This window comes from Cohnella luojiensis (assembly GCF_004564235.1).
In the GTDB taxonomy this organism is placed as follows: domain Bacteria; phylum Bacillota; class Bacilli; order Paenibacillales; family Paenibacillaceae; genus Cohnella; species Cohnella luojiensis.
This window is the reverse complement of record NZ_SOMN01000017.1, coordinates 38,053-63,633: the sequence shown is the minus strand read 5'-3', so window position 1 is coordinate 63,633 and position 25,581 is coordinate 38,053. Positions and strand designations below refer to the sequence as shown.

23 protein-coding genes are annotated in these 25,581 nt (G+C 52.5%); 17 read left to right on the top strand and 6 right to left on the bottom strand.

What is annotated here, in order from left to right:
* The first annotated feature begins 36 nt into the window (after positions 1–36).
* The 8 genes from E2980_RS12930 (at position 37) to E2980_RS12895 (ending at position 11,739) form a co-directional block, all read left to right on the top strand.
* The gene (locus E2980_RS12930; RefSeq protein WP_135152637.1) at positions 37–1,725 is read left to right on the top strand and encodes a sensor histidine kinase; all 1,689 of its coding nucleotides are present in this window, start codon (positions 37–39) and stop codon (positions 1,723–1,725) included.
* On the top strand, positions 1,722–2,702 hold the full coding sequence (locus E2980_RS12925) for a substrate-binding domain-containing protein (RefSeq protein WP_167747111.1): 981 nt from the start codon (positions 1,722–1,724) through the stop codon (positions 2,700–2,702). Before E2980_RS12930 ends, E2980_RS12925 begins: the two co-directional genes overlap by 4 nt.
* 155 nt (positions 2,703–2,857) lie before the next feature.
* On the top strand, positions 2,858–3,898 hold the full coding sequence (locus E2980_RS12920) for a galactose ABC transporter substrate-binding protein (protein ID WP_135152589.1): 1,041 nt from the start codon (positions 2,858–2,860) through the stop codon (positions 3,896–3,898).
* A gap of 187 nt (positions 3,899–4,085) precedes the next feature.
* Positions 4,086–5,603, top strand: coding sequence for a sugar ABC transporter ATP-binding protein (locus tag E2980_RS12915; RefSeq protein ID WP_135152588.1), 1,518 nt, complete (start codon positions 4,086–4,088; stop codon positions 5,601–5,603).
* Positions 5,604–5,617: 14 nt separating this feature from the next.
* A complete protein-coding gene (gene mglC / locus E2980_RS12910) occupies positions 5,618–6,631 on the top strand; it encodes a galactose/methyl galactoside ABC transporter permease MglC (protein ID WP_135152587.1) in 1,014 nt (337 codons plus the stop codon).
* Positions 6,632–6,754: 123 nt separating this feature from the next.
* Positions 6,755–8,437 carry a methyl-accepting chemotaxis protein gene (locus E2980_RS12905; protein WP_167747110.1) on the top strand — a complete coding sequence of 561 codons (1,683 nt, stop codon included), beginning with the start codon at positions 6,755–6,757 and terminating at the stop codon, positions 8,435–8,437.
* Between the two features lie 68 nt (positions 8,438–8,505).
* Positions 8,506–11,007, top strand: coding sequence for an ATP-dependent helicase HrpB (gene hrpB / locus E2980_RS12900; RefSeq protein WP_240703018.1), 2,502 nt, complete (start codon positions 8,506–8,508; stop codon positions 11,005–11,007).
* A gap of 60 nt (positions 11,008–11,067) precedes the next feature.
* Positions 11,068–11,739: a tetratricopeptide repeat protein gene (locus E2980_RS12895; protein ID WP_135152585.1), complete on the top strand. Its 672-nt coding sequence runs from the start codon at positions 11,068–11,070 to the stop codon at positions 11,737–11,739.
* Positions 11,740–11,808: 69 nt separating this feature from the next.
* Here E2980_RS12895 and E2980_RS12890 read toward each other — a convergent pair whose 3' ends face one another.
* Positions 11,809–12,132: a hypothetical protein gene (locus E2980_RS12890; RefSeq protein WP_135152584.1), complete on the bottom strand. Its 324-nt coding sequence runs from the start codon at positions 12,130–12,132 to the stop codon at positions 11,809–11,811.
* A gap of 386 nt (positions 12,133–12,518) precedes the next feature.
* On the opposite strand from E2980_RS12890, the gene E2980_RS12885 reads away from it, so the two are divergent.
* The gene (locus E2980_RS12885) at positions 12,519–13,712 is read left to right on the top strand and encodes an RluA family pseudouridine synthase (protein WP_135152583.1); all 1,194 of its coding nucleotides are present in this window, start codon (positions 12,519–12,521) and stop codon (positions 13,710–13,712) included.
* Positions 13,713–14,142: 430 nt separating this feature from the next.
* Positions 14,143–15,255, top strand: coding sequence for a sn-glycerol-1-phosphate dehydrogenase (locus E2980_RS12880; RefSeq protein ID WP_135152582.1), 1,113 nt, complete (start codon positions 14,143–14,145; stop codon positions 15,253–15,255).
* 28 nt (positions 15,256–15,283) lie between these two features.
* Here E2980_RS12880 and E2980_RS12875 read toward each other — a convergent pair whose 3' ends face one another.
* The 3 genes from E2980_RS12875 to E2980_RS12865 are packed head-to-tail and all read right to left on the bottom strand — an operon-like array spanning position 15,284 to position 18,736.
* The gene (locus E2980_RS12875; RefSeq protein ID WP_135152581.1) at positions 15,284–16,525 is read right to left on the bottom strand and encodes a hypothetical protein; all 1,242 of its coding nucleotides are present in this window, start codon (positions 16,523–16,525) and stop codon (positions 15,284–15,286) included.
* Complete coding sequence (locus E2980_RS12870; RefSeq protein WP_135152580.1) at positions 16,515–17,696, bottom strand: glycosyltransferase family 4 protein; 1,182 nt, start codon at positions 17,694–17,696, stop codon at positions 16,515–16,517. Before E2980_RS12870 ends, E2980_RS12875 begins: the two co-directional genes overlap by 11 nt.
* The gene (locus E2980_RS12865) at positions 17,693–18,736 is read right to left on the bottom strand and encodes a nucleotidyltransferase family protein (protein WP_135152579.1); all 1,044 of its coding nucleotides are present in this window, start codon (positions 18,734–18,736) and stop codon (positions 17,693–17,695) included. Before E2980_RS12865 ends, E2980_RS12870 begins: the two co-directional genes overlap by 4 nt.
* A gap of 393 nt (positions 18,737–19,129) precedes the next feature.
* Between E2980_RS12865 and E2980_RS12860 the strand changes: the two genes are divergently transcribed.
* The 5 genes from E2980_RS12860 (at position 19,130) to E2980_RS12840 (ending at position 21,159) form a co-directional block, all read left to right on the top strand.
* Positions 19,130–19,609, top strand: coding sequence for a DUF948 domain-containing protein (locus tag E2980_RS12860; RefSeq protein WP_167747109.1), 480 nt, complete (start codon positions 19,130–19,132; stop codon positions 19,607–19,609).
* 1 nt (position 19,610) lies between these two features.
* On the top strand, positions 19,611–20,120 hold the full coding sequence (locus tag E2980_RS12855) for a hypothetical protein (RefSeq protein WP_135152577.1): 510 nt from the start codon (positions 19,611–19,613) through the stop codon (positions 20,118–20,120).
* A 75-nt stretch (positions 20,121–20,195) separates the two neighbouring features.
* Positions 20,196–20,519 (top strand): YflT domain-containing protein, encoded by a 324-nt coding sequence (locus E2980_RS12850; protein WP_135152576.1) that lies wholly within the window; start codon positions 20,196–20,198, stop codon positions 20,517–20,519.
* A 122-nt stretch (positions 20,520–20,641) separates the two neighbouring features.
* The gene (locus E2980_RS24460; RefSeq protein ID WP_205699970.1) at positions 20,642–20,839 is read left to right on the top strand and encodes a response regulator; all 198 of its coding nucleotides are present in this window, start codon (positions 20,642–20,644) and stop codon (positions 20,837–20,839) included.
* 164 nt (positions 20,840–21,003) lie between these two features.
* Positions 21,004–21,159: a hypothetical protein gene (locus E2980_RS12840; RefSeq protein ID WP_167747108.1), complete on the top strand. Its 156-nt coding sequence runs from the start codon at positions 21,004–21,006 to the stop codon at positions 21,157–21,159.
* A 510-nt stretch (positions 21,160–21,669) separates the two neighbouring features.
* Here the strand turns inward: E2980_RS12840 and E2980_RS12835 are convergent.
* Together E2980_RS12835 and E2980_RS12830 are read right to left on the bottom strand one after the other, a co-directional pair.
* A complete protein-coding gene (locus E2980_RS12835; RefSeq protein WP_135152574.1) occupies positions 21,670–22,164 on the bottom strand; it encodes a hypothetical protein in 495 nt (164 codons plus the stop codon).
* 109 nt (positions 22,165–22,273) lie between these two features.
* Entirely contained in the window at positions 22,274–22,606 is a 333-nt protein-coding gene (locus E2980_RS12830; protein ID WP_167747107.1) for a YtxH domain-containing protein, read from the bottom strand.
* Between the two features lie 117 nt (positions 22,607–22,723).
* On the opposite strand from E2980_RS12830, the gene E2980_RS12825 reads away from it, so the two are divergent.
* Positions 22,724–24,550, top strand: a complete 1,827-nt coding sequence (locus tag E2980_RS12825) for a glycosyltransferase family 39 protein (RefSeq protein ID WP_135152572.1) — start codon at positions 22,724–22,726, stop codon at positions 24,548–24,550.
* 15 nt (positions 24,551–24,565) lie between these two features.
* Positions 24,566–25,570, top strand: a complete 1,005-nt coding sequence (locus tag E2980_RS12820; protein ID WP_205699969.1) for a glycosyltransferase family 2 protein — start codon at positions 24,566–24,568, stop codon at positions 25,568–25,570.
* Positions 25,571–25,581 lie beyond the last annotated feature (11 nt).

The window sequence follows — 25,581 nt, the reverse complement described above, 5'->3', positions numbered from 1 at the left end:
AGCATCCAGTTCCTCATCGCCGCTTCCTTCACGGTTATGACGGTTCTCGTCGTCTTCTTCGTCAGCATCGTCCTCTACAATAAATTCAATCGCATGTCGGAGAACAATACCTCTCTCGGCAACCAACAGGTTATTTATCAGGTAGCGTCCAATCTCGAATATTACATCCGCAGCATGACCGCCATATTTTCCTCCGTAGAGAACCAGATCAAATCCAGCGGAGAATTACCGAACGATTTGTTGAACGAACGATTGGATACGATCTTCCATACGCGCGAAGATTTGGTTACGATCGCGCTCTTCACAGAAGCGGGGCAACGGATGACGGCGCTGCCTTCGGCGGACATGCGCTCGAATACGCACCTGACCTCCCAGAACTGGTTTCGGTCCGCGATCGAGAACCCGAACCATCTGAGCTTCTCGGTGCCGCATGTGCAGAACCTATTTAAGGGCGAATATAAATGGGTCGTGTCCATGAGCAAGGGAATTAAGCTGAAGACGGCGAACGGGGAAGAGATCAACGCCGTCCTGCTCGTAGACGCCAACTTCAAGTTGATCGACGACCTGTCCCGAAGCGTGAAGCTGGGGCAGAAAGGGTACGCGTATATCATCGACGACTCCGCGGGCAATATCATTTACCATCCGCAGCAGCAATTGATTTATGCGGGCTTGAAGTACGAGAACGTAGAGCAGGCGCTTAAATATACGTTCGGAAGTTATTTCGACGATTCAACCGGAGTGGACAGGCTGATCACCATACAGACCGTTAACAACGTCGGCTGGAAGATCGTCGGCGTCTCTTACATGGATGAAATCGTCACGACCCGCAAAGAGATCAGTACATTCCTTCTGTGGCTGCTGCTAGCCGTCATGGCTTTCGTGCTCCTGATCACCCTCTATATGTCCGCGAAAATATCCCAACCGATCAAACGACTGGAGAAGTCCATGCAAATGGTGGAGCGCGGGAATTTCGATATCCATATCCCGATTCGCCGGGACGATGAAGTCGGAAGGCTTTCCCGAAGGTTTAACCTCATGGTGAATCGGATTCGCGAGCTGATGAAACAAAACATTCACGAGCAGGAAGCCAAGCGCAAGAGCGAGCTTGAGGTGCTGCAATCGCAGATCCATCCGCATTTCTTGTACAATACGCTGAATTCGGTGGTGCGCCTCGCGGGAACCGGGAAAAATGAAGACGTTATCACCATGATCACTTCGTTGTCGCGGTTTTTCCGGATCAGTCTTTCCAAGGGAGAGCGTTTTATTTCGGTAGCTGACGAGCTGGAGCATATTCGAAACTATTTGATCATCCAGAAAATGCGCTACAAAAATAAATTCGAATACGCGATAGAGGCGGAGGAAGAGGCGCTTGCGTGCAAGACGCTGAAGCTGGTGCTGCAGCCTCTCGTGGAGAATTCAATCTATCACGGCATAGAACCTAGCGCCGAGGATGGTTTTATACGTATCTCCGCAAAGGTCGTGGATGAGAAGCTGTGCTTGCAGATCAAGGATAACGGGTTGGGCATAGCGCCGGACAAGCTAAGGGATTTGCTTACTGACCTTGGTCGTAACGGAGAAGGATCGGGTATCGGACTACGGAACGTTCACGAGCGGATCCGCTTGAACTACGGCGAGGAATACGGATTGCAGATCGAAAGCGAGCGCGAAGAAGGCACTATCGTCAGCGTATGGTTGCCTTGCGTGCAAGAAGGGGTGGAATCATGAAGAGATCGATAGCAACGTTATCGGGAATCCTAACGTTCCTGCTGATTCCGTTACTCGTCTCCTGCGCCAGGGGCGGGGAAATTCATCCCGTTCCGGATCAACAGAAGGAGGTCGCCCTTATCGTCAAGAACAAGGAGGGCGAATTTTGGAATACCGTTAAAATGGGCGCAGAAGCGGCTGCTAAAGAGTTTAACGTGAGGCTCATCTTCGACGGGGCGACGAACGAGTCGGACGCGGATACCCAGATCGAGCTAGTGAATAAATACGTGGCGTACGGAACGGACGGGCTTATCCTAGCCGCCAACGATTATAAGAAGCTGGCAAGCTCGGTGGACAAGGCGGATAAATCCGGCATTCCTATCGTTACGATAGAGTCGGAAGTGAATTCGCCGAAGGTAACGAGCTTTATCGGCATCGACAACTATGAAGCGGGACGGCAAGCGGCAATGAAAATGATGGAGCTTACGCATTACAAAGGCAGGTTCATCATTTTGAACTTCGTGAAAGGCTCGCGGAACGCGGAACAACGGGAGCAGGGCATTCGGGACGAATGGGCGAACGCGCCTGACATGCAAGTGCTGGAGTCTGTATATTGCAGTTCGGATTCCTCGCGTTGCGGGGAAGTCACGAAGGAAATGCTGGATAAACACGGCAGCATCGACGGGATATTGGCTTTGAACGCCGTTGCTTCGATCGGCGCGGCGGAGCAATTGCGCAACATGCAACAGGATGGCGTCATCAAGCTGGTCGCGTTCGACAATACGCCGGAGGAATTGGAATGGCTGCAGGAAGGGGTCATCCAAGCGACCGTCATACAGAATCCGTTCAGCATGGGCTATTTAGGCGTAAAGACTGCCGTGGAGGCCATGGGTAAACAGAGCGTGGCAAAGAAGATTGACACCGGAACGAAGGTAATCGACGCCGAGAATATGTTCTGGTCCGATAATCAGAAGATGCTGTTTCCTTTCGTTCAGTAACGACTACGAATATCGAACATCGAATATCGAATATCGTAGATAATTCAGTAGGATTTTTATAGAAATGAGGAGAATATTGAATTCGCTTTCCCTCTTATTTGAGACATAATCGACCAGTAAACATTATTGAACAGATACGAGGAGGTCAAAGCAACATGAAAAAGAAAATTATTCCCGTACTAGCGATAGGGGCAATGCTGGCTGCAGTGGCGGCAGGTTGCGGCAACAACGAGAAAAACGGCGGCAACGAGGGAGCGGGCGGCGACAGCAATACGATCGGGGTGGCCATCTACAAATTCGACGACACGTTCATGACGGGCGTGCGTAACTCGATTAAGGATGCGGCGACGGGCAAAGCGACAGTCGATATCGTCGACAGCCAGAATTCCCAACCGACGCAGAACGATAAAGTCGACCTTTTCGTCTCCAAGAAATACGATGCGATGGCTATCAACCCGGTAGATCGCACGGCAGCCGGCGTCATCATCGACAAAGCCCAAAAAGCCAAGATCCCAGTCGTTTTCTTCAATCGCGAACCGCTTGCGGACGACATGAAGAAATGGGATAAGGTTTACTATGTCGGAGCTAAAGCGGAGCAATCCGGTTCCATGGAAGGCGAGCTGCTAGTCGATTACTGGAAAGCGCATCCGGAAATGGACAAAAACAAGGACGGCACATTGCAATATATCATGCTGAAGGGCGAGCCGGGACATCAAGACGCCGAGCTTCGCACGAAGTTCTCTATTCAAGCGATCGAGGATGCCGGCATCAAAGTGGAGAAACTCGCGGAAGACACGGCGATGTGGGACCGCGTAAAGGCTCAGGATAAGATGGCTACGTTCCTTTCCGCTCATGGCGACAAGATCGAAGCCGTACTTGCCAACAACGATGATATGGCTCTTGGCGCGATCGAAGCGCTCAAAGCAGCCGGTTATTTCAAAGACAACAAGTTCATGCCGGTCGTAGGCGTTGACGCAACGGCTCCTGCCCTGCAAGCGCTGTCCGACGGAACGTTGCTCGGTACCGTGCTTAACGACGCGAAGAACCAAGGCGCGGCGACATTGAATCTTGCGGCGGCTCTTGCCAAAGGTGAAACGCCAACCAAGGAAAACGCGGGTTACGACATCACGGACGGCAAATACGTATGGGTACCTTATAAGAAAATCACGAAAGACAATATGAACGACGCCAAGTAAACGGAATAGGGCGGGGGGCGATCGAGGCTTGCGTCGCTTACCCCGCCTTTCCTACGATTCAGAATGTATAAAATTTCGCTATCCATTTCTGAATCGTCACCGACATAAACCTATGCCGCCATCCAAAGGACGGCGGCAGCCGTTTATGCTTGTTCCGATACAACCGTCATCAGGGGGCGTGAACATAATGACAACACCGCAATATCTGCTGGAGATGGAAGGGATTTCGAAGTCTTTTCCGGGCGTGCAGGCTTTGGATAACGTGACTTTGAACGTTCGTGCAGGCACGGTGCATGCGCTAATGGGCGAGAACGGGGCAGGCAAATCGACGTTGATGAAATGCCTATTCGGAATCTATTCCCCGGAAGCCGGCGAAATCCGGATGAATGGCGAGAAGCTCCATCTGCCCGATTCCAAAGCGGCTCTTAACAGCGGAATTTCCATGATCCATCAGGAGCTGCACCCTGTTCCTTATCGAAACGTCATGGAGAACATCTGGCTTGGCCGATTGCCTTTGCGCGGAATCGGACCGTTCCGCTTCGTGGACGGCAAGAAAATGTTCCGCGATACCGAGAAGCTGTTCAAGGAGCTGGACATGGATATTAAGCCGGATACGATAACCGGCAAATTATCGGTTTCCAAGATTCAATCGCTTGAGATCGCCAAGGCGGTTTCCTACAATGCCAAGGTCATCGTCATGGATGAACCTACATCTTCCTTGACGGGCAACGAAGTAGAGCATTTGTTCAGAATTATCGAGGGCTTGAAGCGGCGCGGAGTCGCGATCATCTATATCTCGCACAAAATGGAAGAAATCTTGCGCATTTCCGACGAAGTGACGATCATGCGCGACGGCAAGAAAATCGGTACTTGGGAAGCCAAGGATTTGACGACCGATTTGATTATTTCCCGAATGGTCGGGCGCGACTTGACCCAACGGTATCCGGAACGCTCTAATATTCCAGGGGACGTGCTCTTGCGGGTGGAGGACTTCACTTCGCCTTTAGCTAAATCGTTCCGCAACGTATCGTTCGATCTACGGCAAGGAGAAATTCTCGGCGTCGGCGGATTGGTAGGCGCTCAGAGAACGGAGCTGATCGAAGCTCTATTCGGCATTCGCTCGGTATCGTCCGGGCAATTGACCCTGCGCGGCAAGCCGATCAAGATCCGCAGGCCAATCGATGCGATTCGATATAAAATGGCTTTACTAACCGAAGAACGCCGCGTCACCGGCATCTTTCCCGTACTGTCGGTGCTTGAGAATACGGTAGTCGCTAATCAGAAGAAGTACGAGAAGCCTTATTTCCTGTTGGAAGACGGCAAGCGCCGCGAAGACACGGACAGCAGCATTAAACGGTTGAGCGTGAAGACGCCGTCTATGAAGACGCAAATAAGGTATTTGTCCGGGGGGAATCAGCAGAAGGTTTTGCTGGCGAGATGGCTGTTGACCGAGCCGGATATCTTGTTGTTAGACGAGCCGACCCGGGGCATCGACGTCGGCGCCAAATTCGAGATCTATTCCATCATCGCGGACCTAGCCGCGCAAGGCAAAAGCATTATCATGATATCCTCGGAAATGCCCGAGCTGCTCGGAATGTCCGACCGGATCATGGTTATGAGCGAAGGAAGTTTGACCGGTATCGTGGACGGCAGAACGGCCACGGAAGAAGAAATCATGCGGCTAGCTGCCCAACATACGGCTTGATCGGGGGAATCAACATGAACGTTTCGATAAAAAGAATGAATGCTTTCCTGACGGATTACGCGATCTATTTCGTGCTTGCCGTTCTCATCATCGGCATTACGTTAACGGACCCGTCCTTCTTATCCTTGAGTACTTTAACGAACATCCTGCATCAGAACTCGACGAAAGCGATAATCGCGCTTGGCGCGGCATTCGTACTCATTACGGGGGGAGTCGACCTCTCCGCGGGACGCGTCGTCGGATTGTCGGCGGTTATCTCCGCTTCCATGGTTCAGTTATCGAATTATCCTCAGAAGTTTTTTCCAAACTTAGGGGAGTTGCCTATTATTTATCCTGTTTTGCTAGCTGTTCTTGCAGGTCTTCTCGTTGGCCTCATCAACGGTCTTATCATCTCCAAGCTTCATGTGCCGCCATTTATTACAACTCTAGGGACGATGGTTATCGTTCTGGGAGTCAATTCTCTGTATTTCGATATGCCGCCGAACAATTCCCAACCTATAGGCGGGCTGCGTTCAAGCTTCACGCAATGGGGCTCGGGCACGATCGAGATTGGTTCGTTCAGCTTGCCTTACTTGGTCATCATCGCGATCGTAGTCGCTATCATATGCTGGGTCATTTTCAATAAAACGAGACTTGGCAAAAATATGTACGCAATCGGCGGCAACGTTCAAGCGGCGCACGTCTCGGGAATCAACGTCGGTCGCAATCTCCTGTGGATTTACAGCATCGCGGGAGCTTTATACGGACTTGCCGGCGTGCTGGAAGCGGCCAAATCCGGCGGAGCATCCAACGGTTACGGCAACATGTACGAGCTCGACGCCATCGCGGCTTGCGTGGTCGGAGGCGTATCGACGACCGGGGGCATCGGAACCGTGCCAGGCGTTATGGCCGGCGTTATGATCTTCGGCGTCATCAACTACGGCTTGACGTTTATCGGAGTTAATCCGAACTGGCAATTGATTATCAAGGGCTTGATCATCGTTGCTGCCGTAGCTTTCGATGTTCGTAAATATTTAGCGAAGAAATAAGTCGCATGATAAGGGAAAAAGGCTGTCGATCGAGACCTTCCATAGGGGAGAAACTTTCGTCGACAGTCTTTTTTCATGCGTGAGATTGTAGACGCTTTCATCTTGTGGGGAGGTCAAATAAATATGAGTAGAAAATTAATCGGGGCTTTCGTGGCGATATCGCTCATCGTCGCATTAACAAGCATGTTGTCCTATCTATTCATCCAACGTATTCATCAATCCTCGGAAAGGTTATTGAATCATCAAGCCGAAGTTCTGACGAGCGTTGCCCGAATACATAGTCTAACAGAAAGTCAGAAAGGCTTGTTGTTCCGCTATTTAGTAAAGCCGGACAAGGCGTTGGAGCAAGAGCTTGGTATGGTGAACCGGCAGTTGGAGGAGGAAATTGTCAGGTTGTCGGCTTCGACTTTGGAAAACGGCGTGGGCATAGAGGCCCAAAGCTTGCAAGAATCTAATCAGACGTTCGCCCGGTTGGTAGCCAAGGTTACGGATTACGTTCATCAAGGTAAGCCGGAATTGGCAAGCTCCGAAGCAGAAATGTGGGCTGTTCCGACGACAGACACGATGAGCCAAGCAGCCATCAGCATACAGGAAAGCGAACAAAAATGGATGGGCGAAGCTAAAGTCGCTAACCAGGATCGGGTATACGCGACGATCATGATCTTAGCGGGAGCAAGTTTGCTAGCGCTTTTGCTGGCGGTCATCATTGGCTGGCTGCTGTCGCGCATGATCGTTAGACCGATGAAAAGTTTGGTGGCAGCCGCAAGTCGGATTGCTTCCGGTGATCTGACGGGGGATCGAATCCAGGTGCGCAATCGCGACGAGCTGGGTAAATTGGCCGATGCCTTCAATGAGATGAAGGAAAATCTGCATGGGCTCATCCGACAAGCAGGCTCCAATGCGGGTCAAGTGGCGAACGCGGCGGAAGGCTTGCGCAATCATAGCGAGAAGCTGGGAGGCTTATCCGAGGGAATCGCCGAGGTCATTCAGCAGATTGCTTCAGGCTCGGAAATGCAGTTGCTGAACGTTCATCAAGGAGTATCGGAAATGGAAAATATGCTCGTTTCGACGGCGGGAATCGAGAATGCGACCGGAATTGTCAGCGATCGTTCGATGCTTGCTCTTGAAGCCGCAACCGCGGGCAAGCATTCGATCGGACAAGCGATGCGGCAGATGGAAACGATCCGCGGGCAGATGGACGGACTGGCTTCCGCGGTACAACGGTTGGCCGGGCGGACGGCTCATATCAATCGTACCGCCAACGTGATTTCTACGATCGCGAGGCAAACGAACATGCTGGCGCTTAACGCGTCCATCGAGGCATCCCGAGCTGGCATTCAGGGGAAAGGGTTTGCGGTGGTTGCGGAAGAGGTTCGCAAATTATCCGGACAAACCGCCCAAGCCGCGGGAGAAGTCGGTTCGATCACGGATAACATTCGCGATGAGATGGACGAGGTTGCGGCTTCGACGGATTCAGGGTACCGGGAAGTATCGATCGGCATCGAGATCGTTCGGCAAGCAGACGAAGCTTTCGCCAGAATCGAAGGCGCGGTAGCTGAGGTGGCGCTTCAAGTCAAGGAAACGATCCGGCGTTCCGCGGATATGGCCGAACGGTCTAGCGCGGCATCGCAGGCGATGGAAGGCATTCGCGAGGTTACGGAGCAAACGGCGGCCGGAGCCCGCGGCGTCACGAATAGTACGGAGGAGCAATTCGCGTCGATGGAAGAAATTATTGCTTCGGCGGCGCTTCTAAGCAAGGAGGCCGAGGAGCTCCAAAGCCGAATCGCCAGATTCAAGGTGGAATAGTCGGTTTCATACCGTCGCGGAAAATGGTAAGCTGTTCTCAAAGCGACGTGATGAAGGAGACTTTTGGCGTGATAACAAAGGCTAATCTACCTATAGATTCGGTAATTCCCGAGTTGCGGCAATCGCTCGCCGACAATCGCAATGCGGTTCTGATTGCGGCGCCGGGTGCCGGCAAAACCACTCGCGTGCCGCTGGCATTGCTAACAGAACCGTGGCTTGCCGATAGGAAGATCATCATGCTGGAGCCGCGGAGGCTTGCCGCTCGCAGCTCGGCTAAATATATGGCGGATAAGCTTGGCGAACAGGTAGGGGAAACGGTTGGCTACCGGGTGAAAATGGATACGAGGGTAAGCTCCCGCACCCGGATCGAGGTCGTAACGGAAGGCGTACTCACGAGAATGCTGCAGGCCGATCCCGCTCTTGAAGGGGTCGGTCTTGTTATCTTCGACGAGTTCCATGAGAGGAGCCTGCAGGCGGACTTGGGTTTGGCGCTATGCTTGCAATCACAAGCTTTGTTGCGCGATGACTTGAAGTTGCTCGTCATGAGCGCCACGTTGGAGGCTGAACCTGTTGCGGGCATGCTTGGCGGAGCTCCCATCGTCAGAAGCGAGGGACGCAGCTATCCCGTGGAGACGATATATCGCCCAAAGATGGCTAGCGTTCCTATGGAAGAAACGGTAGCCCAAGCAATTGCGGATGCTCTGCGTTCGCATCAGGGAGACGTACTCGTCTTTCTTCCTGGAGTCGGAGAAATTCGGTCCGTGGAAGCGAAGCTGAGAGGAAAGCTGCCGGAGGCCTCAATGGTTCGGATCGTTCACCTTCATGGGAGTCTAACGGCGGATGCTCAAGATCAAGCGTTAGCGCCATTGCCTCCGGAGCAGCGAAAGGTCGTGCTGGCGACCTCCGTGGCGGAGACGAGTTTAACCGTGGAGGGCATTACGGTCGTCGTCGACAGCGGCTTAATGCGTACGTCCCGATTCTCGCCGCGTACGGGGATGTCCCGACTGGAGACCTTGACGGTATCCGCCGCCTCGGCGGACCAGAGGCGGGGGCGCGCCGGACGGCTCATGCCGGGAACATGTTACCGTTTATGGAGCCGCGAGGAGCAGCAAGCCTTGTCTCCGCGCAGCTCGCCCGAGATCTTGGAAGCGGATTTGGCTCCGCTTCTATTGGAGCTATCCGTCTGGGGGGTGCAGGATGCCGATGAGCTGGAATGGCTGGACTCGCCTCCTGCGCCGGCGTTGCAGCAAGCACGGGATTTGCTTATTCAGTTAGGCGCGTTGGATAAGAGCGGACGAACGGTTACGCCGCATGGCAAGCTGATGGCGGAGTTCGGCAAACATCCGCGAATGGCCCATATGCTGCTTCGGGCAATGCCGCTCGGCCTTGGCGATATGGGTTGCGAGCTTGCCGTAATCTTGGGTGAACGGGATTTTATCCGCTATGAGGGAAGAGCTGCGAATGTGGACATTCGACTTAGGTTGGAGGCTCTTCGGGGCAGGGGAGCATACGCGGTGGAAGAAGGAACGAGGCGAAGATTGACGGAAGAGGTCAAGCGGCTGCGACGGGAACTGGATATTGGCTTCGCTTCGGCTTCCGAATCGTCTGTTGACGATATTGGACTGTTGCTCGCTTTCGCGTATCCGGACCGAATCGGCAATCGCAGGGACAATGGCAAATACCTGCTTAGCGGAGGCAGGGGCGCAGAGTTCGCCTTCGGGCAGGCGCTTGCCCACGAGCCATGGATCGTCGTGGCGGATGTAGACGATAAGGGATCTGACAGCCGGATTCGCGCGGCCGCCCCAGTCGACTTCGAGCAATTGGAAGCTAACCTGCAAGATGAATTGCATACGGAAACGCAAATCTACTGGGATACCGTTTCGAAGTCCGTTCGCGGTCGCGCCCGCAAGAAGCTGGGGGCGTTGCCAGTCGAGGAAACGCCACTGAGCCGTCCGCCTGCGGATCAGGTGTTACAAGCTCTGCTTGAGGGGATTCGCTTGGAAGGATTGGAGCTGCTGCCGTGGACGAAAGCGGCGCGTCAGTTGCAAGAGCGGACCGTGTTTATCCGTCACCACGATTCCTCGTGGCCGGATTTGACGGACGATGCACTTATTGGTTCTATAGAGCAATGGTTGGCGGGTTATTTAGAAGGGATGAAGAGCCGTTCCGATCTTCAGAGGTTGAACCTCAAGGATTTACTGGAGTCGATGTTATCCTGGGAGCAAAGACGGGAACTGGAGAACAGCGCGCCGACCCATTGGACGGTTCCAAGCGGTTCCCGGGTTCCGATAGATTACGGCGACATCGATGCGCCAACCGTATCCGTCCGCTTGCAGGAGCTGTTCGGCTTGCCGGAAACTCCCCGCATCGCGGGAGGCAGGGTGCCGCTGACGTTGAATCTGTTGTCCCCGGCCCAGCGACCCGTGCAGGTGACGCGGGACTTGGCCAGCTTCTGGAGCAACGCCTACTTCGAGGTAAGGAAGGATTTGAAGGGGCGTTATCCCAAGCACTACTGGCCGGACAATCCGCTGGAAGCCGAGGCGACCCGACGCGTCAGGCCATCGAAATAATGACGAGAATACGGTGCGGCTTGGACACCAAATAAGTGAGAATGGAGGGCTTAGTATCTGATGAGTAAAATATTGCTGTTCATCGGTTTAACTTGGTTGTTCGGAAGTCCGTTCATAGCGATCCTGGTGTTGCTTATCATTATCTATGTTTTGGAACGACGGTTTATTGGGTTATCGCCGAGTTTAGTACGTCCGTTCCGCAGGCGTAATTCCATCGCGAAGTGGAAGCGCCAGCTCCATCTAAGTCCTCATGACGTCTCGGCTAAATCCGAACTCGCGCGATTATTAATCGAGAGCAAGAAGTATCATCAAGCTCGAGAAATCCTTCTCGGAATCGAGAATCAGATGGATCATTCCGCAGAGTACTGGAGCGACAGGGGGACTTGCACCCTTGCATTGGGAAATTCGGAGGATGGGGAGCGGGAGATGCGGCTCGCGCTGTCCATAAGCCCTAGGGTTAAGTACGGTCAGCCGTATTTGCGTCTCGCCGAATCGTTCTCGAAATCGGATCCGGTTAAAGCCATCTCTTATCTGCAGGAATTCAAGACCGTTAATTCTTCCTCCTGCGAAGCATATTACCGGCTAGGCTCGGTATATGAGAGCCTGGGACAACCGGAGGAAGCGGCTAACGCGTACCGTGAATGCCGTCAACTATTCCGTTCATTGCCGCGTTATATGAAACGTCATGAGCGCAAGTGGGCTCTCCGCAGCTTTTTCCGCAATCGCGGCTAACGGCAAGGGGCTTTCCCGTAACGGTCTTCTCAGACCTGGCGGGAAAGCCCCTTCGATCAACCGGATAAATTAGTCAGCGACCGACTCCGACTCCTCGTCGGAAGATTCGGATTCATGCGCGGCAACTTCGGCTTCGGCAGGCTCATCCGCTTCGGCTTCGGCAGTAACTTCAGCTTCTTCCGCTTCGACAGCTTCTTCTGCCTCGGCAATAACTTCTTCGGAAGCTTCTTCGGCGGCTTCTTCCTCATCCGCGCTTGCTTCTACCGCGTCAACCTCTTCCGCGACAATCTCAACTTCTTCCGCCGCGATTTCTACTTCTTCAGCAACTGCTTCAACTTCTGAATCCGCTTCCAATCCTTCAACCACAACTACTTCTTCGGCGTTCAAGTCCATCTCGATAAAACCTCCCGGGGTCATGTTTAAGGGGGACAATCCCCTAATATCAACGTTATATCTAAAGTAAGAATGTGGCAACGGTGTTATTTTGTTGTAAAATGGCTTGTTTAAACGAAAGCGGGAGCAGTCGAGTTTATCCGTCTAATAACGGCAGATGTTCCTATGATAGTCGAAAGGGAAAAGTGGCGGATTTTCAGGCCGGAATGCCGTCGTTTGGTTGCTCTGCCATATTTAATCATTTTTCGGAACACGAATATAATAAACCCCTCATTTCTCGTCCGAGGCTTCCTAAGGGTTGACTTTGAATAGGCGTTCCCGTATATTGGTCGGCAAAGCCATGCATATAGCTGCAGGGCGCGGAATGGAATCGGAGGAAATACGGCATGAGTGGAGCAGGACGAAATCGGCAGCGCGGCGGTCCGAAACAAGCTGGCGGGAACGAAAGAAACGGGCGCAGGGATAGAGGCGGCTCGGGAACGTTAAGGAGTTCAGGTTCAGGCGCGGGAACGGGCGCGCCTAAAAAATACAACGATCGCAAACCGCAAGGAGAGCGTCCGGCTAGCAGGGAGCGGGCGGAAGATATCAAGAAGCCGAACGAGCGTGGAACGGCACCTAAACGGAGCGGCAGCAGCGGTGCTCCCGCGAGTCGCGTTGGAAGCAATAGAGTAAGCGGCGGTGGAGGACATCATCCTTTATTGCCCATGGGGCGCATAAAGGGAGAATGGATGGATATCCGGTTGCCTGACCAGCTAACGGGAGCGCCGATGTCCGTTATTAGCAGACATTTGCCCTTACCTCCCAAGCTCGTTACCAAGCTATTGCAAACGCGCGGATGTGTGTTGCACGGTCCTAGCCTTCGGCTGCACTTGTTCCCAAGGGAGACACGGGATTTTCCGTCCGATTGGATGGAGCTTAATATTTTGTACGAAGACGAGTTTACGCTAATCGTAAACAAGCCTGCCGGCATCGAGGTGCACCCGAGCGAAAAGGGCCAGCGCAAGACGCTTGCTCACGCGGTAGCCGCTTATTATGAGATGTCGGGCCAGGACGTGCGGATTCGCCACGTTCATCGGATAGATAAGGATACGACAGGTCCGGTCCTCTACGCCAAGAATGAATTCGCGCACTATCAATACGACAAGGCGATGCGGGAGAAAACGATCGAGCGCATTTACGTGGCATTAGCGGAAGGATACGTGGAAGGCAATAAAGGCCGAATCGACAAACCGATCGGCCAGGATCGCCATCACTCCACCCGCCGCCGGGTGAGCGATACGGGCGATCCGGCGGTGACTCACTACGAGGTAATGGAACGATTGTCGGACCATACTCTCGTACGGTTGCGTTTGGAGACGGGACGCACGCATCAGATCAGGGTGCATATGTCCTCGATTAATCACCCTCTTGCCGGGGACGGGCTATATGGGGGCAAACGGGGAGTCATCTCCAGGCAAGCTCTGCACGGGGAGCGTCTCATCTGGAGCCACCCATGGACAGGAGATAAGCAGCAAGTGAGCGCGCCATTGCCTGACGATCTCATTCAAGCGCTGAACAAACTGCGACGAAAACAGGACTAGCTGTTGAAAATAAGACCGCCAGGCGGCGCTATTCCGCTCCGTGGAGCGGATTTTGGGCAAATAAGACCGCCAGACGGCGCTATTTCGCTCCGCGGAGCGAGTTTTGGGTAAATAAGACCGCCCCGCGCCGCTATTCCGCTCCGAGGAGCGAGTTTTGGGCAAATAAGACTGCCAGGCGGTGCTATTCCGCTTCGAGGAGCGAGTTTTGGGCAAATAAGACCGCCAGGCGGTGCTATTCCGCTCCGTGGAGCGGATTTTTGGCAAATAAGACCGTCAGGCGGTGCTATTCCGCTCCGCGGAGCGAGTTTTGGGCAAATAAGACCGCCACACGGCGCTATTCCGCTCCACGGAGCGAGTTTTGGGCAAATAAGACCGCCAGGCGGCGCTATTCCGCTCCGCGGAGCGAGTTGCTTACAGAGGGGGAAACAAAATGTCAATTATTGAACCCGTTCTCATCGAAGCCGGAGCCATCCGGCAAGTAGCTCCTTATTTGCTGAGAAATAGGCTCCAAAGGATATCCATCGCAGCGGATTCCAACACTTTCGAAGTCGTCGGGCGAGTGCTTGGTCAGCTTATCGAAAATGCGGGCATGAACGTCTGTATCACTCTTATCAATCCGGACAAGCAGGGCGACGTGATTGCCGACGAGGCATCAGTCGTTCAACTAGAGCTAGATCTTAAACAAAGCTCCGCTGAAATCGTACTTGCGGTCGGCTCGGGAACGCTGCATGACATTGCCCGTTTCTCGGCATATGCAGTGGGCATTCCGTTCGTGTCGGTTCCGACTGCGCCGTCGGTGGACGGTTTTAATTCTATAGGCGCCCCGTTGATTATTCGCGGAGAGAAGAAGACGATCGCGGCAATCGGTCCTTCCGCTATATTCGCGGATTTGGATTTATTAACGAAAGCGCCGGACGGCATGATCGCAGCCGGCTTCGGAGACATGCTGGGCAAATATACGTCTTTGTTCGACTGGAAGTTCGGCAGCCTTGCGGGCGGCGAGCCATACTCGGAGGCAGTGGCGGAGCAAACCCGCCACGCCCTGCAACTTTGCGTGGACAATTGCGAAGAAATCGAGAAGCGAAGCCCGAAGGGAATCGAAATATTGACGCGCGCGCTTATCGAATCGGGATTCGCGATGCTGAAGTTCGGCCAGTCTCATCCAGCCTCGGGAGCCGAGCATCATCTGTCCCACTATTGGGAAATGGAATTCATGAGGCTCGGCCGAAGACAAATCTTGCATGGTGCCAAGGTAGGGGTAGCCTGCGCTGAAATTTCACGATTGTACCACGGCTTGGCAATCGATTCTCCCGAGCTGTTTCCCGAGGAGCATCGTCAAACGTTGCTGGAGGAAATCGATCGGATACCCGGTGAGCATGCGATTAAGCAGTTACTCTTGAAGGTCGGCGGACCGACATCGCCTGAACAACTTGGCGTAAGCGGCGATCTGTTATCTCTAAGCATGCGGGAAGCCCATCATATTCGATCTAATAGACATACCCTTCTGAAAAAATACAATGAAAAAAAAGCTGCTCCGAAGTAAATTCACTTTGGGACAGCTTTTTTTTTCATCATTCCCGACGGCACAACGCTTCGGTCATCAAGTAGGAGATCGTTGCTTCCGCTCCGCAGTTAATGTTGGGACCGTGCTTCGTAAGACCGTCGCAACAGCTGCCGTCCTCCGGATCGACCATCGCCACGTTCAGATCGTTGGCGCCGTAATACCATTCCCGACATTGGTCTCTTACCGAGCGATAATGCGATTTACTCCCGATACTAAATCCTGAGCGGTCTAACAAGGCATGCTGAACGTAAGCCCCCTTTTCCGTCCGAGAGTGGGAGTCCGAAGTCGCTTTACCCTGAGCGCTGCCTACCAAACGCGAGCTCTGATCCTTTTCGGCTAGTCCGGTAGTCAATACAGCCTCTTCCAAAGCAAGCGCAAGCTTGAACATCTCGAGCGGTTGCTGGTCCCACATGCTTATATTATCGGAATCAGAGGTGCACCAGCCCTCGTTACCGATCGGTCTCAGATGTCCGTCTTCGGTGGTCATGACTTCGAGTAGAAAAGACAAGCTATCTAAACCCGTTTGCAAGGTTTCCGGACGCTCCGTATATCGATAGGTTCTGAGCATGGCCCAAGGCAATACTCCGTTGCTATAAGTCATCGCCGGCTCGAACCAGCGCCAGTTATCATCGGAGAAATGGCGGAAAGCTCCGTTTAACAATTGTTCCAGCCTGATGAGATGATGGTTAAGCTCGTTTTCGATATTCGAGGGTAACTCAATCGTCCCATTCCTCGAAGCCTCGAGCAAGTGGGCGCAAGCTGCCATCGCGAACGCTTGACCCCTAAGGGAATCGATTCTGACAAGCGTAGGAAGCGCCCGCTCTATGATGATTCTCGCGGTTTCTCCCTTGTGGCCATCGAGGCGGATCCATGCGTCGGCACAGGACCATATCGACCGGCCTTGGCAATCGTGCGAGATTTCTTCTGGCTCGAGCGTTCGGTCATAAGCGAAATTATTTAACCACCAGCCGTCATCGTCTTGCGACCAAAGCATGAATGCCAAATAAATATCGGCCAGACGATTAAGCTCGGCACGATCTTCGGGTCCTACGGCTTTATCGTCATGGAAGGAAAGCCATTCCGTGACCGTCCATAACGCTCGCGCATTATCGTCGGTCGTATATCCCTCGCGTCGGCGAGGGATTCTTCCAAGCGCGTGCTCTAATAATCCCGTGTCATCCGTCAGGCGGCGCAGATGGGCGAAGGAGGGTCTCGCCTCCGGACGGATAAACGCGTCATTAGCCGACATCGGCAATCTTATCTCTCTGCTTCAAGATGACTTGTTGAAACAACCGCAAGTGTTGCGCCCCCACATGCGGCCAATGCATACTTCGCCCGATATCCGATATGACGCGTTCCCATTCGGTCAACATCCCCGGATACGTAAACAATTCAATCAATTTTGAGCTCCACGCCTTCACATCGCCGAACGGAAGCAACATCTCTTCATGCCCCTGAACCAAATCCTTGGCATACACATAGGGGGTGGATAGAATCGGTCTGCCTAACCCTGCCGCATAGGCAAGAGTACCGCTAGTGATCTGACTCATCCCGGGATAAGGCGTGACATATAAATCGCACGCGGAGATTAGGGAGACCAATTGCTCTTCCGGCACGTAAACATTCATCCATTGTACGTGATGCTTCAGTCCGAGCTCCATGATCAGCTCCATGAGTTCTTCGCGGTAAGCTTCTCCTTCATGCTTGCGCACTTCGGGATGAGTCTGGCCCGCTATGACGTAGAGCAATTCCGGAACTGCCTGAACGGCGGTTGCTAACGAACGAAGGATCAGCTCGATTCCCTTGCTGCGTCCAAGCAATCCGAATGTGAATAACACCTTGCGGTTCTCCCATTTGGCTGCCCTGCGAACGTTTACTCGGTCCGCACGGTTGGGCACCGGAGTCCCATGCGGAATGAATGTTATTTTCTCGAACGGCACCTCGAAGTTATCGTGCAAATATCCGATTCCCTTGCGGTTCATGACGAGATTATGATCGCTCCAACGCGCGATTTCCTTCTGCACGTCGGCATAGGGAGCAACGGGATGCTCGAAAACGGTATGAAAGGTCGTAATGACCGGTTTTTTCACGCGCCGCAAAAAATCGATGATATGAGAGCCGGCCTCGCCGCCGAATATTCCGAATTCATGCTGAAGGGATACGACATCCACCGAGCTTTGATTGATCGCATCGGCTACTTTCTTGTAATCTTCCGGATCTTGCTTAATGAGCGGCAACATCCAGGGCTCCGGGTAGTCGCTACGCTCATCCGGGTTGCACATGGTGATAACGGGATCGATCGACCGATTGCCTTTAGCGTGGGTGATCGCCTCGCGCAAATGGTGGGTATAAGTAGCAAGTCCGCATTTCTTAGGAACATAAGTACTTACGTAAGCGATCTGAGGAAGACGGTTGTTCATCTGCGTTGCACCTCCAGAGTACGATTGCAAACAGCTTCGTGCAAAATATGGGGACCGACCTGCATGCCGGAGCCGAATATACATTCGTTCAGCTGTGCGCCGCCGCGAATTTTACAACGATCCCACAGTATGGAATTGGATAAACGAACCTGGTTGCCAATTCGGCTTCCTTTGCCCACTACCGCATAAGGACCGATAATCGCGCGATCTCCGATCGTGACGTCATCTCCGATCATGACGGGAGGAACGAATAATACTCCTTGACCGACGCGTACGTTTTCTCCGAGCCAGATGCCTTTGTCCTCCATGTCCTTGCCATCGATTTTGACCGGGAAACGGCGATCGAGCAAGTCCCAATGAAGCTGGCGATAACGCTCCTTGGTCCCCATATCCATCCAATATCCTCCGATGGGATGGCCGTATACGCCTCTGCCGTTCTCGATCAGAAGCGGGAACGTCTCCTTCTCGATCGATACGGATCTGCCGGCAGGCACGAAGTCCAGCGCGCTCCGTTCCATAATGTATATGCCGGCATTGATTCGATTTGACGGTGCCTCTTCTTTTTTCGGTTTCTCGATAAAACGGGTTATTCGGCCGTTGCCGGTTTGCTCGACGACTCCGTAGTGGGAAGGATCGTCCACTTCCGTCAAGCAAATCGTAACGGCCCCGCCGTGGTTCTCATGGAATTTCATGGCGGACTTGAGATCGACCTGGTGAATGATATCCGCGTTCACGACGATAAATCGGTCGTTCAGTAGATGTTCTGCGTTCTTGATCGCGCCGGCCGTCCCGAGTAATTCCTTCTCGACGGCGTAATCAATTCTGACTCCGTATTTGGAACCATCGCCTAGATGGCTTTCGATCAGCTCGCGGTAATGTTTGACGGCAATGACGAATTCGTTTACGCCTTGTTCGTTGTAATGCATAAGCAGGTGTTCTAACCAAGGGCGATTACCCACCAGGGCCATCGGCTTCGGAAGATGTTCCGTCAAGGGGCGAAGCCTGGTTCCTAAACCTCCGGCAAGAAATAATGCTTTCATGATAGGATCAACCTCCGTTTAATTGATGTGTTCCCCCGCAGGGTTAACTGACTACCATTAAACGCAACTGGACAAGTTTCAATCACCTCCGTGAAAAAAAACGACGCCTCCCAAATCGCGAAAGCGTAGGGAAGCGTCTGTATCGGTTAGAGGTTCTTTTTCAAGGATGTAGGCAGCATCGTAATGTTTCGTTCAATAGTTGAGCTTTACCCCGGTAGTCATTTGAAGAGGAGATAGAGGACTTATGCTAAAGCCTACTTTACCTGAAAAAGGAATATCCTGCAACCATTATCCAGATGACTTGTCCTAGTGTTCAGCTGGAATTGTTTCACAGTACTTATGCCATGGGTAACGAAAGGATATAACGATACATTAGAGGTGGGAGGGCTGCACTTGGAAAACAACGATGTAATGACGTGGAGCATAGCGATTGCGATGGTGGCTTTTGTCGTACTGTGCGGGTTTCTGATCTCTCTATTAAAGACCGCGCAACGATCGCTTGTCACCGCGCAATCCGCCATGCAGGAAGTGAAGGAAACCGTCGAAGGACTGCAAGGGGAAGTTAAGAAATTAGCGGAAAGCGTCAATGCGGTCACGGATGATATTAGAGGAAAGCTGCAATCCACGGACCCCTTGTTCGATGCCGTACAGGATGTAGGCATACTGTTAAGCGAAGTAACGGGCACGGCAAGGGAGGCCGCCAATAGCTTCACCCACTCGATTCGGAAACAAGCGGCTTCCATTGAAGGAAAAAACATCGCGCCATCCTGGTTGCAATGGGCCGCTTTAGGCTCTCGAGTTGTAATGGGCATGCAGAAAGGCTGGAAGCAACAACGAGAGCAATCCCACTCTTACGAGAAAGGAGGGATCTAAGATGTTGATACCATGGCTCGTCTTGCTTTCCTCTATCGTGAATGGGGGAGCTCCTCCTGCTGCTGCTTCAGCGGCAGCTGCCCCCGCCCCTGCGGCTACTTCTAGCGCTGTCAATCCGGAGCCTATCCATAAGCAATGGCAGCTCGAAGGAATTGGGTTAGGCGATCAGGCTTTCGAGGTGAAGGGGACATGGGGCAGCCCAAGCAAGATTGATTCTGACGAGTGGCGGAATGAATGCGAGATTTGGAGTTATGCGGATGGGAAAAATGTCGGGATGTGCGACGGAGCGGTTTCCTTCGTGCAGATTACGGCTGCCGCGAAGAAGGCAAATTTGAATGGCCATGATATTGCGATGGTCAATCGAAGCTTAAGACATGCGCTTGGAAAAACGGAATTCGCGGCGGATGACGGCTGGGGTGTCGTAAAAGGGGCGGAAGCGCTCAAAGTATTTGTCGATGATAGAGGGAAATTGGTTTCGTTGGATCTTTTCTCGGATCCATGCAACCTATAGGCAGTTTTTCTGTTTCATCAAAGAGGGAAGAGTTTAATAAGAAGCATACAAAAGCAATAGAGGAGGAGTTAAACAATGAAAGCATATGCTAAACTTGTAAATAACGGACTGGAAGCATACGACGTGGTGAACAATCTTCATCGCCAAGGATTTACGGAAAAGGAAATCTACGTGCTAGCTCATGAAAGAGATCAGACAGATCGATTGGCGGAAGTCGCGGATACGAATAAGGTCGGAATTTCGGAGGAAGGCATGTTCGAAACGGTAGCCAACTTATTTCGTAATCGCGGGGACGTCCTTCGCAGCAAGATCGAATCCATGGGATTTGATTCCTATGAGGCGAGCATGTACGAGGCGGAATTAGACGATGGTAAAGTTTTGGTCATGGCTCGTCATTAAGCTCGGGAGCAAATGGGAATAAGGAATGAGGACGGAAGTCCGTTGCTCATTCCTTATTCGCGTTTGTTGTTTGGGCTCATCCCCTTTCACGATATACGATTCGCCGAGGAGACAAGATTAAGATGACCGTATTGATCGTGGATGATAATGCCATGAACGTCATGGTAATTCAAGAAATGCTGAAAAGGGCTGGTTACGATGATTTTCGCATCGCGTATTCCGCCGAAGAAAGACCGTTTCATCATCGCCCGGAGAGTGTAATAATCCTTACCGGAAGTCGTATTTCTTCCGGTAAAGGAGTTGAAGATGATGACGGTTAAATATCGGATTCCTTGCTCGGAAAGCGATATCTTCGTATTGGAGAAGGGAGACGGGTTTCATCTTACGATCGGCTCCCGCGTTAACCCTCTCAGCTTCGGCAACAAGCTTGCCCGAGTTCGTATCGCTAGGCAGGGCCATCGACGCGGCAGAGAAGTTCTGCCGGATGTACATGTTGGTCAAGGAGTATGGCTACCATCTCGAAAGCTCCAATTTTCAGAAGGACGGAATGCAATCGATCCCGGTTCCCGAACTACTGAACAACGATCTAAGCGTCGAATCGATGAGAGAGCTGCTGGACAGAAATGCACTGCAGGTTTGAAGCATAAAATATAAAAAACGGCCGATGTCCACTAGAGGGTAACGTTTTTTTTTGTTATGGGAAAGTATTAGCGACGGAGACCTACGTCAACTGGCCGAATAACGGCACGGCGTGCCCGAAAATGGGAGAAACCTGCATACCGACAGCCGTTAGGCGCTTCGATTTGACAGGTTTCGTTCATATCAGCGGCAGGAATTGCCGTTACGATTAGAGTTGGGTGTACCAACGGGTCGCGTAGCGGCAGGAATTGCCGTTACGATTGGAGTTGGGTGCACCAACGGGTCGCGTAGCGGCAGGAATTGCCGTTACGATTGGAGTTGGGTGCACCAACGGGTCGCGTAGCGGCAGGAATTGCCGTTACGATTGAAGTTGGGTGCACCAACGGGTCGCGTAGCGGCAGGAGCAGGAATTGCGGATATAGTTGATGTAACTGTAAATGCATTGCAGATTGAGTTACCCAAACCGAAAGGGGATGCACCTTCGGCGCAACCCCTGCTAGAAGCAGAACGTCTAATATTGTATCGGGTCGTTCACTAACCCTACCTCTTGAAGCTGCTGCTCGGTTTTAATCCGGTCCATATCCCGGCCGAGCCGCTTCATGTCAGCGAAATCCTGCACCATAGAGCCGTTCTTGGCGGTTTCGACGGATCTTGAAGGAATGGGCGCCGACGGCCTGCGATCCCCGCGATCCGGAGAGTACATCTGCGATTCGGCATTGCTAATGCGGGTGCGGAGAGCATACCATTTGTCCAGGGCGGCTGCTTGGATTTCATCGGGCACTTCGCTATCGGAAATACCATCGAAGAACGCGGTTTCGCCATCCAGAGTAAGAGTGCCGTCCAATTCCTCGTAGGGAATTTGGTAAACGTACACACCATCCGAAGCGTCCAATTCCGTTCTGAAAGTCGATTGATGGACGAAATCGCGAATGAACCCCGCTTGGGATAGAGCTTCCTTGATCCTAAGTGCGGGGCCGGTTATTAACATCAGCTGTTTGGATTTCACGTTCATTCTCCTTTCATAATCAACATAAGCCGGCCTCCGGCGACTTGGAGCGAACTGGCAAGCGAAGGCCGGAGCGGCATGTTGTTCTTACGGAAAAGAGGAATGTAGGTTAGTTGAATTTCTGTTCCGGTTTGGCGGCATCTTTGGATTCGGATTTGACTTCGTCTTTCCAAGACTGCACTTCTTCCTTGGCCGTGGATATCGCGGAACGCGTTTTATCCATCACGCCTGAAGCGTGTTGTCCTGCTTGTCTGGCTAGCTCCTGAGTTTTGACGCCGGCATCAGTCAGTATTTGTTTCGCGCGATCCTGCGCGGACGCGTAACGGTCGCGAATGTCTCCGCGCAGTTCGCGTCCCGATTTCGGCGCTAGCAGCAATGCTGCCGTTGCTCCGATTACTCCGCCGATCAAAGCACCTTTTAAAGTTCCGCGAGTTTCAGACATTTGTATTTCCTCCTCTTTATTCATTTCGTCCTTGTTATTCAATTACCCGTCCAGCGCAAAATGAAACGCACTCTTTCCATGGGGTAGCGCTTTGGACTACAATAGGAACAGGAAAAAATGGACAACAAGGCGAAAGCGAGGACGGACATGGATTTAAATAAGGCGGCCAGATCCGGTCCGGTTCAATGGGGATCAGTTTCCGTGCGTAACCGGGAGGGTCGGCGGTGGACCCGGCTTGATATCGTATTAGTTCTTTTACTTACCCTAATTTCCGCAATCTTGTCGTTGACCGATCTTGGAAATCGTACGGCTCCGCAAACGTTCTGGAAGCCGGACAAGGCGGGGGACCATTTTACCGTTGATTTCGGCGAGCTAAGAACGGTAAATCGGTTGAATTTATACGAGGGTCCGGGAGCGAAAGGCAAAACGAATATCGAATCATCGCAAGATGGCCAAAATTGGGAACCCTACCTAAAGGTCGAACACAAAACGAACCGGGTGTTCACCTGGAAGCTTGAAGACAAAACGGTCAAAGCGCGATACATGCGATTTACGACCGAGCAAACGGGATACCGTCTATACGAGGCCGTGTTCTATACAAAGGGAATAACCGTTCCGATTACGGTTATGGACGTTCAGTCGGGTGCCGACAATTCGCTAAACTCAGAAGGAACGGGACTTGAGGTTTTCGATGAGCAGGAATGGGCGCCTTACCGACCGGATTACCGCAACGGGATGTATTTCGATGAAATCTATCACGGCCGCACCGCGTATGAATTCATCGAACTAATGGAGCCTTATGAGAATACGCATCCGCCGCTAGGCAAAGTAATCCTCGCAATCGGCATAAAGATGTTCGATATGACGCCTTACGGGTGGCGTTTCATGGCCGCGGTAGTCGGAACTTTAATGGTGCCGATCTTCTATGCCGCAGCCAAAGGGATGTTCCAACGGACAAGATATGCCTTCCTTGCGGCGCTATTGCTCGTCCTCGAAGGATTCCATCTGGTTCATTCGAGATCCGCGAACGTGGATATTATCGGCGTTACCTTTACGATCCTCATGTTCTACTTCATGTATCGTTACGGCGAGACCGCTTGGCGCAATGGAGGGTTTAAGCGAAGCTTAGGATATCTCGCTCTTAGCGGCTTTTTCTTCGGCTGCGCCGCCGCGGTCAAGTGGAATTATCTTTACGGAGGAGCCGGACTCGCGATCTTGCTTATCTTCGCGTTCATTAGACGCTTGCGGGAAGGACGGATGGACGGCGACTTCGACTTTGTACGGCGTATTATCCTAACGCTCGCGGCATGCGTTATTTTATTCGTTGCAGTACCCGTTGGGGTTTATACGGCTTCCTACGAACCTTATATTAAAGCGACCAAAGCCGATGACAGCTACAAAGACCTGTGGCAATATCAGCAAAATATGTACCATTACCACAAAGGCGTTAAAGAAAAGCATCCTTACGCTTCCAAGTGGTATACGTGGCCTCTCATGATGAGGCCGGTCTGGTATTACGGCGGCAAAGATTTGGAGAAGGGCGACGCGCAAAGCATCGCCGCGATCGGCAATCCCCTCGTCTGGTGGGGAGGCTTGCTCGCGATGCTCGCTTCCTGGTGGCTCGGATTACGACGCAGGGACCGCATCGTATTGACGTTGGCCGTCGGTTATCTTTCCTTTTATATCCCATGGATGGTCGCGCCGAGAAGCATTACGTTCCTTTATCATTATTTTCCGATGGTTCCGTTACTTATCTTGTCCATCGTATGGATGCTTCGCTGGTTCGAGGAACGGAGCTACTATGGCGGGCGACAGATTACTTACGCAACCATTGGAGTGGCCGCTGCATTATTCGTCTTGTTCTACCCGATCTATACAGGTATGACCATAAGCCGCATATGGATGAACGTGTTTATCAGATGGATGCCTAGCTGGGGCTTCTAGAAGGGAGGATTGTTCGTGCACAAAACATGTTTTCTTTCCGTTGTCGTTCCGATGTACAACGAGGAAGAGGTTATCGAAGTGACTTACCGCCGGTTGAAGGTGGTTTTAGATACTCTTGGAGAAACGTATGAAATCGTGTTCGTGAACGACGGCAGCCGGGACGGAACCTCCGATATCGTGCGAGGAATGTGCAAGGCAGACCCGACCGTGAAGTTGATTGAGTTTTCCCGTAATTTCGGGCATCAAATCGCGGTTACCGCCGGGATGGACCATTCAAGCGGAAGGACCGTCGTTCTAATCGACGCGGATCTTCAGGATCCTCCGGAGCTTATTCTCGATATGGTAGCCCGTTGGCGCGAAGGTTATGACGTTGTGTACGGTAAGCGGATCGAGCGCAAGGGAGAATCGTGGTTCAAGAAAATGACGGCGGCGATGTTCTACAGATTGCTGCGCACGATGACTTCGGTGAATATTCCCGTAGATACGGGGGATTTTCGGCTGATGGACCGCAAGGTGTGCGACGCGCTGACTTCGATGCGGGAACGCAGCCGATTTATCCGGGGCATGGTCAGTTGGGCGGGCTTTAAGCAGACTTCCGTCGACTACGTGCGAGAAGAGCGGTTTGCCGGCGAGACCAAGTATCCGCTTCGCAAAATGATTCGACTGTCGCTCGACGCGATGACTTCTTTCTCCACCAAACCGCTCAAAATTGCCAGCGTTCTCGGTTTCGTGCTGTCGGCGGCCGGATTCGTCTATTTATTCGTCGTACTGTACCAGCGCTTTTTCACCGATACCACCACTCAAGGCTGGACTTCTCTGATCGCGATTAACCTGTTATTCAACGGCATCACCTTATCGCTGCTTGGCGTACTGGGAGAGTACATCGGTCGGACCTACGAGGAATCGAAGGGACGTCCGCTATACTTGGTTTCGGAGGCGATCAACTTCTCGGATGAGGGAGATGCCTCCAGGGAACGGTTGCGGGAAGAGGATAAGATTGGCGCAGGTCACCGGGGTTAAACGAAAAGGAG